The sequence below is a fragment of the Chelatococcus sp. CO-6 genome (assembly GCF_001271345.1).
Taxonomy (GTDB): Bacteria; Pseudomonadota; Alphaproteobacteria; order Rhizobiales; family Beijerinckiaceae; genus Chelatococcus_A; species Chelatococcus_A caeni.
In genome coordinates this window covers 3,855,013-3,869,466 of the sequence record NZ_CP012398.1, presented here as the reverse complement: position 1 = coordinate 3,869,466, position 14,454 = coordinate 3,855,013, and the positions used below count along the sequence as shown (strand labels likewise).

Annotated in this window: 8 protein-coding genes; 6 read left to right on the top strand and 2 right to left on the bottom strand. The window is 70.7% G+C overall.

Features of this window, described 5'->3' with window-relative positions; all coding sequences use genetic code 11:
• Positions 1-11 precede the first annotated feature (11 nt).
• Complete coding sequence (locus AL346_RS18100; RefSeq protein ID WP_019403142.1) at positions 12-2,990, bottom strand: autotransporter domain-containing protein; 2,979 nt, start codon at positions 2,988-2,990, stop codon at positions 12-14.
• 424 nt (positions 2,991-3,414) lie between these two features.
• Between AL346_RS18100 and AL346_RS18095 the strand changes: the two genes are divergently transcribed.
• The 6 genes from AL346_RS18095 to AL346_RS18070 all read left to right on the top strand — a co-directional run bounded on the left by AL346_RS18095 (position 3,415) and on the right by AL346_RS18070 (position 9,592).
• On the top strand, positions 3,415-4,683 hold the full coding sequence (locus AL346_RS18095; RefSeq protein WP_019403141.1) for an MFS transporter: 1,269 nt from the start codon (positions 3,415-3,417) through the stop codon (positions 4,681-4,683).
• A 41-nt stretch (positions 4,684-4,724) separates the two neighbouring features.
• Positions 4,725-6,221 (top strand): cysteine synthase A, encoded by a 1,497-nt coding sequence (gene cysK, locus AL346_RS18090; RefSeq protein WP_019403140.1) that lies wholly within the window; start codon positions 4,725-4,727, stop codon positions 6,219-6,221.
• Positions 6,222-6,464: 243 nt separating this feature from the next.
• Positions 6,465-7,073 carry an OsmC family protein gene (locus AL346_RS18085; protein WP_026015303.1) on the top strand — a complete coding sequence of 203 codons (609 nt, stop codon included), beginning with the start codon at positions 6,465-6,467 and terminating at the stop codon, positions 7,071-7,073.
• Positions 7,074-7,151: 78 nt separating this feature from the next.
• Complete coding sequence (locus AL346_RS18080) at positions 7,152-8,396, top strand: NAD(P)-binding domain-containing protein (protein ID WP_019403138.1); 1,245 nt, start codon at positions 7,152-7,154, stop codon at positions 8,394-8,396.
• A gap of 121 nt (positions 8,397-8,517) precedes the next feature.
• Positions 8,518-8,757 (top strand): DUF1127 domain-containing protein, encoded by a 240-nt coding sequence (locus AL346_RS25430; protein ID WP_157672260.1) that lies wholly within the window; start codon positions 8,518-8,520, stop codon positions 8,755-8,757.
• A 13-nt stretch (positions 8,758-8,770) separates the two neighbouring features.
• Positions 8,771-9,592: an alpha/beta fold hydrolase gene (locus AL346_RS18070; RefSeq protein WP_019403136.1), complete on the top strand. Its 822-nt coding sequence runs from the start codon at positions 8,771-8,773 to the stop codon at positions 9,590-9,592.
• Between the two features lie 33 nt (positions 9,593-9,625).
• Here the strand turns inward: AL346_RS18070 and AL346_RS18065 are convergent, their stop codons facing one another.
• Positions 9,626-14,332, bottom strand: coding sequence for an alpha/beta fold hydrolase (locus tag AL346_RS18065; RefSeq protein WP_019403135.1), 4,707 nt, complete (start codon positions 14,330-14,332; stop codon positions 9,626-9,628).
• Positions 14,333-14,454: the final 122 nt, after the last annotated feature.

The following is a 14,454-nucleotide window of genomic DNA, read 5'->3' as shown; positions in this document are numbered from 1 at the left end:
GTGCTGCCCCGTCAGAACCGTGCCGACAGCCGCGCCGAGAAGCCGTGGTCCTGGGCGGTGTCGGCGATCTGGCCCTCGTAGGCGACGGAAAGGCGGGCGCTGTCGGAGAGGTGGAGCGCGAGCCCCGCCTCGAGCAGCGCCGCATCGCGCGCGATCGCTGTGCCCGCCACCGTGAACGGCACGCCGCCGGCAAAGGCGTTCGTCGACAGCGCGGCGACGTCGCCGAAGGCATGGCGCCAGCCGAGCGTGCCGGTGAGCGTCAGCCGCGCCGTGCCGAGGTCCACCTCGCCCGCCGCCCTCAATCCGAGCGTCGCAAAGCCTGTCTGGGTCGAGCGTCCCGCGCCGGTGAGTGCCGCGCCGGCGGTGCCGAAGTCGCCCGCCTCCGCGAAGGCGTCGGTATCGAGCCCGACATAGGCGAGGCCGGCGAAGGGCTCCAGCGCCGCCTGCCCGAGCGCGAAACGGTAGCCCATCTCGCCGAAGGCCTGCAGCGTGCCGGCACCGTAATCCGCCTGCGGCCTGTCGAGGAGCGAACCGACGCTCACCTGGCGGCGCGTGTCGATGTCGTGCCAGCTGTAGGCGAGACCGGCCCGGAGCCCGAGCTCGCCCGCCCCGAGCGCCCACGCCCCGCCGCCGTAGAGCCCGAGGTGGTAGTTGTCGGCCGAGCCCGACGAAGACCGCCCCGACACGTCGAAGGAGCTGCGGCTGTAGCCGCCGAGGACGCCGAGGCGCAGGTTGCCGGCGAGCGCCGCATCGGCCCCGAGGAGGAAGCCGCCGAGGGAACGCGTCAGCTTCGCCGCATTGCCGTCGCCGTCGCTGTGCCCCCAAGAGCCGAAACCCTGGCCCCACACGGCAAGATCCGCCCCCATCGGTGCCGCGGCCACCGGCGCTCCCCCGGCATAGGCCATCACCGGCAGGGCCGGCAGGCCGGCCCCGGCGAGCGCCGCCCGCAGGCGCTCGTTGGCGGCCTGCCGCACCAGGCGGCTGTCCTCGACGAGCACGGTGCGCGCGCTCGCATGCACCTCGCCCGAAAGGCTGTCGAAGGCCGCCCCGATCAGGGCCGCATCGTCCGGCAGGCCGGCGACCGCGTCATAGACCACCTGGCCCGCTCCGAGGCTCTCGGCCCCGCCCGCCGTGGCGATCTGGTTGCGCGTCGTCGCTTTGTCGACAAAGCGCACGTCGTTGCGGGCGAGTGTCAGGTCGATGGTATAGGCGCCGTAGTCGTAGACGAGGTCCGGGGTGAGGAAGGCGAAGTCCGTGGTCACCGCATCGAAGGCGCCGGAAAGGCCGGTGCCGGCAGTGAGGATGCGATAGGTGGCGAAGGGCCGGTAGTTGCCGACATAGCCGATGTGGGCGACGGTGCCGCCGTTGATGGTGGCCGTGCCGGAGACAACGACCTGGTCGCTCGCCGAGCCGGCCGGGTCGACCTCGACCGCAAAGTGCGACCCGGCCTCGAAGGTGAGGTCGCCCGCCACCGTCAGCGTGCCGATGGAATTGCCCGGCGCCAGCGTGCCGCCCGACGCGATCGTCGTCGTGCCGACCGTCCCGGAGCCGCCGAGCGTCGCGCCGGCGGAGACGGTCACCGGTGCTCCAAGAGAGCCGTTGGCGGCGATGCTGCCGCTGACGACCTCGACACCCCCCGAGAAGGCATAGGTTCCGTTCAGCGTCCACCGGCCGCCGGTCACCCGCAAGCTCTCGAAATTCGCGACACTTCCCAAGAACCCCGCGCCGCTTCCGGTGAGGGTGAGCTCGTCGACGCCGCCGCCGCCGTCGATCGCGCCGTCGACGGCGGCCCCGGCATGGATGGTCAGCTTGTCGTCGAAGGCATCGAAGCTGATGGCGCCGTTGATCACGCTGCCCGCGAAGAGCGTCGCGTCGATCTGTGTTCCGATGGCCTGGATGGCGGTCACCGGCGCCGAAACGGTCGCATTCGCGATGCGCAGCACCGCCGGCCCGGCATTGGCGTTGAAGAGAATGCCGACGCCGGCCGCATTCGCACGCCCGGCCTCGATGAGACCACCGCTGATGTCGACCGTGCTCGCCCGGCCCTCGCGCACGGCGATGCCGTTGCGCCCGGCCAGGATCTGTCCCCCCGTCTGGGCGATGTCGACGTCGCCTGTGGCAAGGCGCACGATGACCGCATCGAGCGTCTCAGCCGTGATGCTGCCGCTGTTCGTGAGGCTGAAGGTACCGTTCTGATGGCCGAACAGGCCGAGATCCCGCCCGTAGATCGTCCCCGTGTTCGACGCGACGATATTGCCCGTCTGGAACAGGGCGGCGGACACCTGGCCGGCATAGGTGCCGCCCAGGCTTCTGAACGTGCCGCTGTTGGTGAAGGTCGTGCTGGCGTGCGACCAGAGGCCCGTCACGGAATTGGTGACATTGACCGTGCCGGCATTGTCCAGCACGCCGCCGGCGTTGAGATGCAGGCCGAAGCTGCCGGTCGTTTCGATCGTTCCCGAAGCGGAATTGACGATGGACCCCGCAACGCCGGTCGATGCCGAAACGACGCCGCCGAGGATATAGCCGTTGTTGAGGACAGAGCCGCCGCCCTGCAGGGACACCGCCACCGATGGCGCGGCGATGCGGCCGTCATTGACCACGTTGGACGTGCCAGCGGCATCCACCATGATCGCCGTGTCGGTGCTCTCGACGACGCCGGTCGTCCCGACCGATATGTCGCCGCCGTTGCGCAGCCAGATCGCGTAGATCGTCGACCCGCCCGCAACGCTCGACCTGACAAGGCCGTCGACGTTCACGTCCCAGCGCCCGTTCGTCCCGCCCGCCACATAGGGCTGGATGGCGTGATTGCCGCCGAATTCCGTGATGATGGAGCCGGTCGACGTCACGTTGATGGTGCCGGAGGGAAAGGCGAGCGAGGCCGGATTGAACGGCGTCGTCTCGGCCGTCGAGACCGTGAACGTCTGCGCGTCTGCCCCGGTTGCAACGAGCGCCGATGTCGCGACCGTCGACAGGAGCAAGGACACGCGCATGGCGTGGCTGCAACGCAAATTCATCCCCCAACCCCGAGTTCAAAGCATCCCTGCACCGGCGACGCACCGTCCCCACGGCCGCGCCCGTGCCTGTTGCTGATTTTCCTTGCAAGCGGAAACGGCCAGCCGAAGAGCCGCCCGGCCGGCCAAAGAAACGCAACGGAACTCTCAACCCGGCATAGCAGGAATTAGCCGCATTCGCGCGAGCGGAAATGTCCAAACTTTGCATGGAATGCACAGTTTCGGCGGACCGGGAGGCCATGAGGAGAGCCGCGCCGCCCCCCGAAGCGAGCGTTCGCACCCCGAAAGGGCCTGAATTCCCCGCATTCCCACGGTCGCAGGACGCCTTTCCACGCTCGCTTACACGCCGGCTCCCATGTGGAGCCCCGATTGAAAGGGGACCACTCCTCGGGAGCAGGACCCCATGCAGATGCAGCAATCCGTGCCCGGCACCCCCAGCGGCAAGGCCGCTCCGGTGCCGTTGCGTGCCCTCCTGGCCGCGGCCGGCGCAACGACCGCCATGGCCTTCGGCTTCGGCGCCCTCGCGCTGCCGTCGGTCTTCATCCGGCCGCTCGAGGCCGAGTTCGGCTGGTCGCGGGCGGACCTCAGCCTCGCCTATACGCTGTCCACGGTCGGCATGGCGCTGGGCGGACTCTTCTGGGGGCGCCTGTCCGACCGGCTCGACGCCCGCATTCTCCTCGCCTGCGGCTCGGCCGCGATGGTCGCCGCGCTCGGCGCCTTCACCTTCGCGCAGTCGCTCTGGCATCTCTATGCCGCGAGCCTCGTGCTCGGCGGGCTCGGCTTCGCGTGTCTCTACGCGCCCGTGCTGTCGGTCACCGCCCTGTGGTTCGAGCGTCGCCGCGGCCTCGCCATGGGCATCGTCACCGCGGGCGGCGCGCTCGGCCAGGGTGTGATGCCCTACACGGCCAACCTGCTCATCGACAGCGTCGGCTGGCGCCCGGCCTATGCGATTCTCGCCGCGGCGACCCTGGTGGCGCTCGGCCTCCTCATGCCGGCCGTCCGCCGCCCGCCGGTCGCCATGGCTCCGCCGGTACGGGCTGCCGGAACGGGATCAAGCGGCGATGGCCGCCCCTCGCCCGTCCTGCTGCTTGCGGCCGCGGCCTTCCTGTGCTGCGCCTGCATGGGCTTTCCGCTCGTGCACCTCGCCAGCTTCGTCACCGCGGTCTGCGGCTCGTCCGATCTCGGATCGACGAGCCTGCTCGTGGCGATGCTGTTCGGCACCGTCGGGCGCGTCGCCTTCGGCCTCCTCGCCGACCGGATCGGCAACCTGCCCGCCTATGCGACGGCCTCGTTCATGCAGACGGCATGCGTCGCGATCTATCCCCTCCTCGACGACCAGATCAGCCTTCTCGCGCTCTCGGCGGTGTTCGGCTTCGGATTTGCCGGCAACATGACCTGCCTCATCCTGTGCGTGCGCGAATTCGTCCCGGCCGAGCGCTTCGGCCAGGCCCTCGGCACGGTGATGATGGTGGCTTGGGCCGGGATGGGCGTCGGCGGCTACCTCGGCGGCCTCGCCTACGACGGCTTCGCCAGCTACACGCCCGCCTTCCTCATCGCCTTCGCGGCCGGCGTCGCCAATCTCGCCACCATCGCCATGCTGGCCGCGGGCGCGACGACACGCGGCAAGGCCGCCCCGAGCGGCCTCGCGCCGGCCCCGTCGCCGAGCCGTTGAGCCCCCCTTCGACATCGACTCCCCAGACAAGGATGATGGCAATGACATCAGCGCCTTACGAGAGCATCCTCGACACGATCGGCAACACGCCCGTCGTTCGCCTCACCCGCATTCACGAGGGCGGCGGCGCGCTCTTCGCCAAGCTCGAGGCGTTCAATCCGGGCGGCTCGGTCAAGGACCGGCTGGCCTCGGCGGTCATCGCCGAGGCCGAGCGGACCGGCGCGCTGCAGCCGGGCCAGACGGTGGTGGAAGCGACAAGCGGCAACACGGGCATCGGCCTTGCCATGGTCTGCGCCCGCAAGGGCTATCCGCTCGTCATCGTGATGCCGGAGAACGCGAGCCTCGAGCGGCGCAAGCTGATGCGCTTCTTCGGCGCGCGGGTGGTGCTGACGCCGGCGGTCGAGCGCGGCAGCGGCATGCTCGCCAAAGCGATCGAGCTGGCCGAGACGCACGGCTGGTTCCTGTGCCGGCAGTTCGAGACGCCGGTCAATGCCGCCATCCATGCCCGCACGACGGCGCGCGAGATCCTCGACGCCTTCCGCGACCGCCCGCTCGACTACTGGGTCACGGGCACGGGAACCGGCGGCACGCTCGCGGGCGTGGCGAGCGTGCTCCGGCGCGAGCGGCCACAGACGCGCATCGTCGTCTGCGAGCCGGACAATTCCACGCTCCTGTCGAGCGGCATCACACAGAACTTCGACGAGCGCGGCATGCCGACCCGGGCGCACACGCGCTTCCGCCCCCATCCGATGCAGGGCTGGAGCCCGGATTTCATCCCGCAAATCGTCGGCAAGGCGATGGCCGAGGGCCTCGTCGACGAGATCGTGCCCGTCTCCGGTGACAGTGCCCTCGCAGCCGCCCGCCGGCTCGCCACGGACGAAGGCATCCTCGCCGGCATCTCCGGCGGAGCGACGCTCGCCGGCGCCATCGAGGTGGCGCGCCGGGCCGGGCCGGGCCGGAATGTCCTGTGCATGCTGCCCGACACGGGCGAGCGCTATCTGAGCACCATCCTGTTCGACCACATCGCGGAGGACATGTCGCCGGAGGAGGAGGAGGTCTCCCATTCGACGCCCGGCTACCGCTTCGACCGGCCACCGTCCTTCGCGGCCTCTCCGGCGACTACCGGCGAGGTCAGCATCGACCCGGCGGCCCATGCCTTCGTCGACGAGGCCATCGGCGATCCCGACCATCCGGTCGTCATGTTCGCCCTGACGTGGTGCGAGTTCTGCTGGAGCATCCGGAAGCTGTTCGACCGCGCCGGCATCGCCTATCGGTCGATCGACATCGATGCGCCCGAACGGCAGAGAAACGCCATGGACGGGGAAATCCGCAAGGCGCTGAGGGCGCGCATCGGTTCGCCGACCATCCCGCAGGTCTTCGTCGGCGGCCGGCACGTGGGCGGCTGCACGGATACGCTCGCCGCCTGGAAGGACGGCTCGCTCAGCGCGCGCCTTGCTGCGGCGGGCATCGGCCACGATCCCGGTGCCTGTCCCGATCCCGACAGCCTGCTGCCGCTATGGGCGCGCGCAAAGGCCTGAGGCGGCGCCCAGGGGCTTGGCGTCCCCTCCGGCGAACCAGGAAAAGGGGAGCGGCCCTCGCCGCTCCCCTTTTTCACGCATTGCGGGCCGCGACCTGAATTCCAACGTTTCCGCCTCCCGAGGCCGGCGGGACGTCGCATTTTCCACCCTTGTTCACACGGCGCGTCACACGGCGATGGCCGAGACATGACGACGGCCGCGGCGAGACCCGGCCGCCAGTTCCTCCCCACCCCGGAGCGCGACATGCACACCACGACGCACACCACCGCCATGACGATGGACAAGCCGGCCCGGAAGGAGCCGCCGCCGCCGCGCAACGGCGTCGATACGCCGACGCTGTTCGCCACCATCAATGCCGTGGCCGGGCAGCCGGAACTGGCGCGGTTCCGCTTCCGCGCCCGCAGCCGCTGGGTATCGGGCACGCACAGCGTCAGCACGATGAAGGACTTCTTCGGCGCCGGCGCCGAGCAGTCCCACGCCACCGCCCACGAGGCCCATGGCGACCATCCGGCCGTCCTGTGCGGGGCGGACCAGGGCCCGACGCCCGTCGAATTTCTCCTGAGCGCGCTTGCCGCCTGCCTCATCTCGGGCATCGCCAATATCGCGGCCGCTCGCGGCGTCACGCTGCACAAGGTGGAGGCGACCGTCGAGGGCGACATCGACCTGCGCGGCATCCTCGGCCTGTCGAAGGAGGTCCGCAACGGCTACGAGGGCATCCGCGCGCAGATCACCGTCGCCGGCGACGCGCCGAAGGAAAAGCTCGAGGAGATCGTGGCGCAGGCGCGTGCCCGCTCGGCCGTGTTCGACGTGCTCACCAACGGCGTGCCGGTCACCGTCGGCGTCAGCGCCTGACGCATTCGCGACAAGCACCCTCCCCCTCGCCGGCGCCATTGCCATGGGGCCGGCGATTTTCCGCGGGGCCCGCATCTCATGCGTTACACCGATATCGTCATCATCGGCGCCGGCCAGGCCGGCCTCGCCATGAGCCGCTGCCTGAGCACGCGCGGCATCGACCATGTCGTCCTGGAACGGGGACGTGTCGGCGAACGCTGGCGCAGCGAGCGCTGGGATTCGCTCAGGCTCCTGACGCCGAACTGGATGACACGGCTTCCGGGCGGCGGCTACGACGGGCCGGATCCCGACGGCTTCATGACCATGCCGGAGACGGTGCGGTTTCTGGAGGACTATGCGCAGCGCATCGCCGCGCCGGTCGAAAGCGGCGTCGATGTCAGGTCCGCACGGCGCGTGGGCGCCGGGTACCGCGTCGTCACGGATGCGGGGGAATGGGCCGCGCGCGGCCTGGTGATCGCCACCGGCCACTGCGACCTGCCGCGTGTACCCGCCATGGCATCGCGCCTGGCGCGGCATATGGCGCAGGTCGTGCCGCGCGACTATCGCCGAGCCGACCAGCTTCCCGAAGGTGGTGTCCTCGTGCTCGGCGCCTCGGCGAGCGGCATCCAGCTCGCCGAGGAGATCCACGCCTCGGGGCGGCCCGTCACGCTCTCCGTCGGCCATCACACGCGGCTGCCGCGCCGCTACCGCGGGCACGACATCCTGTGGTGGCTCGACCGGCTCGGCAGCCTGCGCAAGGCGAAGGCGGAGATGCACCCGGCGGCCACCCTGCGCGAAGAGCCGTCGCTGCAGCTCGTCGGCAGCCCCGACCATCGCTCGGTCGATCTCGCGATCCTGCAGCGCAGGGGCGTGCAGCTCGTGGGACGGGCAACCGGGGCCCGCGGCCGGCGCATGCGCTTTGCCGGCGACCTGTCGCAAACCACGGCCGCGGCGGACCTGCGCCTCATCCGCATCCTGAACAGCATCGACGAAATGGTCGAGAACGGAACCTTCCGCCGGGCGACAGCGCACGAGCCGGCCGAGCCGATCCTGCTTCACGATGGCGGTGCCGAGATCGACCTCGACCGGGCAGGCATCAGGACCGTCGTCTGGGCCACGGGCTACCGGCGCAGCTATCCGTGGCTGCACATGCCGGTTCTCGATGCCCGCGGCGAGATCGTCCACGACGGCGGCATCTGCCCGCTCGCCGGGCTTTACGTGCTCGGCCTCAACTTCATGCGCCGGCGCAACTCGAGCTTCATCGACGGCGTCGGGGCGGATGCCGAGGCGCTTGCCGCGCACATCGCATGCCATCTGGGCGTGCGCCGCCGCACCGCGGCGTGAGGAGAAGAAATCCAACAGTCATACCGCTGAAACCGACGTTCTCTTCAACGGTCACGCTCACGTTCAACCCGGACAAGTGTCGCATCGGCGCCCTCCAGCGCCCCGAAGAATGGAGACGACCATGAGTGCCCTCGACCATGTCACGCCGTTTCACGCCAGCCGGCATGCCCGCTTTCCGTCTCTTCGCATCGTGGCGGGAGCCTTGGCCGACATGCGCCGCTTCATGCGCCTGCGGCAGGCCCGGCGGGACCTCCACGAGCTGCCCGACTACCTGCTCCTGGACGTCGGCATCGACCGCTCGCAGATCGACGACGTGACGGCCTTCGGCAAACACGGCCTCTCCGGCCGCGACCGGTACTGAGGTACGGCCTCGGATGACGATCGCATCGCACCCCGATCATCCTGCCGGCCACGTCGTCGCCCTGCACTGCTCCGGCGGCGGGGGTCGGCAGTGGCGCAGGCTCGCAGAGCGCCTCGCCCCGGACCATCGCCTCATCGCCCCCGATCTCATCGGCTCCGACGGGGGCGGCGCATGGGAAGGCCATGCAATCTTCTCCCTGGCGGACGAGGCGGCGAACATCATCGCGCTGATCGACCGCCTCGAGGGGCCGGTGCATCTCGTCGGCCATTCCTATGGCGGGGGCCTGGCACTCCACATCGCCGCCAAGCGCCCCGCGCGGCTGGCGAGCCTCAGCCTCTATGAGCCGTCGGCCTTCCACCTCCTGAAGGCGATGGGCGCGCCCGGCCGGGCGGCGCTTCGGGAGATCCAGGCAGTCGCGGGCGCCATCCACATGGGCCTCGCCGAAGGCTCCTACCGGGCGGCGGCGGAGCGCTTCGTCGACTACTGGAACGGCGCCGGCGCCTTCGGCACGATGCGCCCGGACCTGCAGGCGAAGCTCGTCGGCTACCTGCCGAAGGCGAGCCTCGACTTTCGCGCCCTCATCCACGAGCCGACGGCGATCAGCCGCTATCTCGGCTTCCGCTTCCCGGTTCTCCTCCTGCTCGGCGAACATGCGCCGGCGCCCACGCGGCTCATCGCCGAGGAACTCGCCTCGCGCCTTGCGGTCACGACGCTGGAGGTGGTGGCCGGCGCAGGGCACATGGGTCCGGTGACCCACGAGGCGCTCGTCGCGGAGCGCATCGCACGCCATGTCGCGCTGGCGGGCGCAGCCGCTGCCCGGTCGCAAGCCGCGTGATGCGGCGCGACCTCGCCCGGTCCCCGGGCGACGCTACGTCGTTATCGCCGTCGCGGCGTGATCCTCGGCGGCTCTTTCCACCGTCCTCTGCCCCGAAGCGCCGGTGACGCGCTCGCGCAGGCCCATCTCGCCATAGAGCGCGTCGGCCTCCGCGAGGGTGGCGGCGGCGAGAGCGGGATCGATCCTGCGCTGGGTGAGGCCAAGGGCGCGCAGCGAACGGGCGAGCTCAGGCCGCAGCTCGCGCCGCCGTGCGAGGGCGCAGGCCTCTTCCAGCCAGTTCACGGCGGACCGCGCCGGCTTCAGCTCGGCGAAGCCGCGCAGTACGACGATCTCGCTCCACGGGTCGTCGCGCCGGCGGGCGAGTTCGAGCGCATGGCCGAGATTGGCCGCGGCCTCCGGCTCGCCCAGGCGTGCGCGCAGGCCGGCCAGCACGGCCCGGGCGTGACATTCGAACTGCGGCAGGTCTATCCGCTCGGCCTCGGTGATGGCCTTCTCGAGCGTGGCATAGGCCGTCTCCAGCTCGCCCAGCATGAATTCCGCGTGGCCGAGAATGGCGAGCAGCCATCCCTGCACAAGCAGCCGCCCGCTGCTGCTTGCCTCCGACACGGTCTGCCGCAGGCGCTTCACCACCTGCGCGTCGGGACCGCGCAGGACCTCGACGACGCCGGTGAAATAGACTTCCGCGCAGCTGTCGACGGGCCGCGCCACCTCGCTGACCACCTGGCGCAGCTCGGCGAGCGTCAGGTCGGCCTCATCGAACAGGCCGAGGCGGGCCTGCGCCTGGGCGCGATGGCCGAGATACCAGACCGATCGCGCGCCGATCTGCCCGAAGCGCTCCAGGCGCCAGAGCCTGGTGAAGCGTTCCTCGTGCGGGGCAAGGCGCTCCAGCACCTGCCGCGCCTTGCTGCGCAGGATGAGGGCCTGCGCGGCGGCGAGGTCGGACTCGCTGATGCAGCGCTCGACACCGTTGGCCGTCGCCGCGCGGTTGAGTGTTTCGGCAGGCTCCAGCGCCTCCTCGAAGCGGCCGTGCGAGCTGTTGAGATAGCTCAGATGGAGGAGAACGTCGGAGATGCGCTGCGGATCACCCAGCTCCATCGCGAGCTGGCGCGCCTCCAGCAGCGGGCCGAGCGCCTTGTGATATTCGCCGAGCGCCCCGTAGGCCGGGCGCATGCGCACGCGCAGGTCGATCGCCTGGGCGAGCGTCTCCGGCGTCCGCGGCAGGGCCGCGACGGCCTTGCGCGCCTTCTCGAGGAACTGCGCCGCCGCCGCATAGGCCGAACGCTCCTCGGCCCGGCCCGCGGCGAGCAGCAGGTAGTGTGCGGCCGGCTCCCACTGCTCGGCGCGAAATGCATGTTCGGACAGCTGCTCGATGTGGTGAGCCAGCGAGCCGGCATAGAGCCGTTCCATCGCCGCAAAGACGCTGTGGTGCAGCTGCCTGCGATCCTCCAGCAGCAGGGAATCGTAGGCGACGTTGAGGGTCAGGGCGTGCTTGAAGGTGTATTCCACATGCGGGAAGCTCTGCACCTCGAAGAGGAATTCGAGCTCCTGCAGGCGGGTGAGCGCCGCATCGAGGTCGGCCCCGGCCATGAGGTGCTGCAGCAGCGGGCGCGGCACGTTGCGGCCGATGACGGCGGCAACCTGCAGCACCTGGCGCTCCGTATCGCCGAGCTGCTGGATGCGGGCGGCGATAACCGACTGCACCGATGAGGGGACGACCACGTCGGTGACGGGGCTTCTCGCCTCGAAGTGGCCGGGCTGGCCGATGAGGGCGCCGCTCGCGGCCAGCGCCCGCACCATCTCCTCGAGGAACAGCGGCGTGCCCTCGGCCCGCTCGGTCAGGAGCGCACGCAGGTCCCCGAGGCTCGGGTCGGAGCCGAGCAGCGCCGTCAGGAACGCGTCCATCTCCTCGCGCACGAAACGCTCCAGCCTGATCTGCTGGAACGAGCCCCTGCGTGCCCAGCCGTGCCGGTAGTGCGGCCGATAGGTGGCGATGAGCATGATGCGGTTGGCGCCGATCGCATCGACGAGGCGGTTCACGATGGCCTCGCTCTCCGCATCGATCCAGTGCAGATCCTCCACCAGCAGGGCGAGCGGCGCCTGCCGGCTCACGGCGATGAGGAAGGCGCTCATCGCCGCGCAGACGCGGGCCGTCCGTTCGCGCGCGTCGAGCCGGTGCCAGGCCTCGTCCTCGACCGGCATGTCGGCGAGGAAGGACAACGGCGCGACGTGGCCCGGGTCGAGCGCAAGCTCGGCCTGCCGGCGCAGGAAGCGGTCGCGCGCCTCCTCCAGCGTGTCCTCGCCGCGGATGCCGCAGGCGGACAGGAGCAGCTTCTTGGCGACGCCGAGCGAGACGCTCGCATCGAATTCATGGCCGCCGCTTTCGAGAACGGCAAAGCCGGCGACCTCGTCGAGGGCGAGGAACTCGTGCGCGAGGCGCGACTTGCCGAGGCCGGGATCGGCAACGATGCCGACGACCTGGCCATGGCCCTCGCGCACGCGCCGCCAGGCCGTGATGAGGCTCTTGAGCTCGGCCTCGCGCGCAACGAGGCCGGTCAGCCCGCGATTGGCCCTGAGATGCCAGCGGGACAGGGCGTGGTTCTCGCTGACGAGCTCGTAGGCCCGCTCGTCCCGCCCGAGTTGCGGATGTTCGGCGTGGCGCATCCGCTGCATCTGGAGATAGCCGCCGGCTGCCGTCCGCGCGCGGGCCGTCGCGGCGATGGTCGCTCGCCGCAGCGCGCGCATCAGGCGGTTCGCGGACCGCGGGGCGACGCCGTTCACCTCGACCCGGATGCCGTCCGGTCCGGGCGTCTGGCGCACGATGACCTCGCCCGTGTCGATCCCGGCCCTCAGCCGCGCGCCGCCCTGCGACAGTTCCTCGACCGCGAGCCGCGCCGCGAGCGCCGCCCGGCAGGCGAGGAAGGCGTGATCCTCCGTCGCCCGTGCCAGCCCGAAAGTCGCGCTGACCATGCCGTCGAGATTGGCCGTGACGACGCCGCCGTGCTCCTCGATCACCGCCACCAGCCGGTCGTAGATCGGCTGCAGCTCGCGCTCCGCCGTCTCGGGATCGACGGTCTCGACGGCATCGAGCGGGCTGACGACCTCGGCGGCCAGCACCGTGACGTACTGGCGGGACCGGTCGATACCAAGGCGCGCCGGCGGCTGCGAGAGTTTTTGGGTCTCTTCCGGATCGGCAAGGAAGCGGCGCGTCTCCTCGAGAAAGGTGGCGAAGGCCGGCTCGTGCGCCAGGAGCACGTGGTTGGCGCTGTCGAGCGCGAGGAAGCGCGCACCCGGGATGCTGGCGGCGAGCGCCTTGCCGTGCTCGAAGGGGATCACCGCGTCACGGGTGGCATGCATGACGAGCGTCGGCACGCGGATCCGCGGCAGGAGATCCGTCACGTCGATCTCGCCGCCTTCCTCGAAGATTCGGTGCGCCACCTCGGGCGAGACGGTGTCCCGCTGCAGCTCGTTGTACCAGTCCTTCTGCTCGGGCGTCGCTTCGGGGATGAACATGGAGGTGAACATCTGGCGGAAGACCGGATCGTCCTGTCCCCAGCCCTCCCGCATCAGGGCACTCATCGCCTCGCGGCGCGCCACCTCGCGCGGGTCCCCGCGCCTGCGCCAGCCCTGGCTGAAGCCGCCGTAGAGCACCATGCCGGCCACGCGCTCGGGATGGCGCGCGGCATAGGCGATCGACGTGGCGCACCCGTGCGAGATGCCGAGCAGGAAGACGCGGCGCAGGCCCGCGGCGTCGATGATGCTCTCGAGATCGGCGATCATCGCCTCGAAGGTGAGATCGGCCGGGTCGCGGTCCGACAGGCCGTTGCCGCGCTGGTCGTAGCGCACCAGCCGGAAATTGGCCGAGAGCCCCTCCATCCAGTGCTTCCACACCGGGCTGTCCCAGTCGCGCTCCAGATGCGACATCCAGTGGGCGGCGCGGACGAGGGGCGGCCCCTGGCCGCTCAGCGCATAGGCCAGCCGCACGCCGTCGGGCGTCGCGCAGCGACGGATTTCCTGGGCCAGCGGCGTGGCTGCGGCCGGGCCCTGGGGCTTCGCCTCCCTCTCCTCGCGGGCCTCGACAGGCGCAGCCTCGCCCTCCCCGGCCTGCGGCCGCGGCTGGACCATCGCGATCCGGCGGGCAGCCTCTCCGAGCCGGCGGATGTCCGTGCGCACCGTCTCGTCGTCGGGCTCGAGGGCCTGCAACATGCGGGCGTGGACGAGCGCGCGCTCGGGCTCGTCCGCCAGACGGTCGATCAGTATGCGCAGGAGACGCAGGCGCGTGACGTCGAGCTCGTCGCCGACGGCGATGCGCCAGGCCTCGAACTCCGGGCAGCGCGGCAGCGAGAGATCGTCGAGGAAACGGCCGCGGAAGGCGCCGGCGAGCGCCTCCAGGCTTTCGGTGCCGAGCGCCTCGAAATCGCGGATGCCGAGGCCGCGCAGCGGCGCCGCATCGAGGACCAGGCCGTCCTTGTTGAGATAGACCGTGTTGCGGTCGGCCTCCAGAACGCCGCCCTCGCCGTTCTCGACGATCTGGCGGATCTTCGACAGGCTCCAGCGCAGCGCGCCGCGCGGGTCGTCCGGGATTTCCCAGAACATCTCGCACAGCCGCTCGCGCCGCTGCGGCCTGTCGGTCATGGCGAGATAGGCCAGCAGCGCCCGCGTCTTGCGCGACGGCGGCAGGGACACGGCCTCGCCGGCGCGAAGGACCGTCAGGTCTCCAAGAACGCGGATATCGAGCGACACGGCATGCTGCCTCACTGGTTTCAAAATGTACCAATTGCGGCCGGGGGCTGAAAGTTATCATTCGGCCGGCGCTGCCGGGATGTGCCGCAGCGCACCGCCGGAGACCCATGCCACTGCGTCGG

Coding starts and splice junctions, on each gene's coding strand:
- AL346_RS18100 (WP_019403142.1), bottom strand. CDS start 2,990: ATGCGCGTGTCCTTGCTCCTGTCGACGGTCGCGACATCGGCGCTCGTT.
- AL346_RS18095 (WP_019403141.1), top strand. CDS start 3,415: ATGCAGATGCAGCAATCCGTGCCCGGCACCCCCAGCGGCAAGGCCGCT.
- cysK (WP_019403140.1), top strand. CDS start 4,725: ATGACATCAGCGCCTTACGAGAGCATCCTCGACACGATCGGCAACACG.
- AL346_RS18085 (WP_026015303.1), top strand. CDS start 6,465: ATGCACACCACGACGCACACCACCGCCATGACGATGGACAAGCCGGCC.
- AL346_RS18080 (WP_019403138.1), top strand. CDS start 7,152: ATGCGTTACACCGATATCGTCATCATCGGCGCCGGCCAGGCCGGCCTC.
- AL346_RS25430 (WP_157672260.1), top strand. CDS start 8,518: ATGAGTGCCCTCGACCATGTCACGCCGTTTCACGCCAGCCGGCATGCC.
- AL346_RS18070 (WP_019403136.1), top strand. CDS start 8,771: ATGACGATCGCATCGCACCCCGATCATCCTGCCGGCCACGTCGTCGCC.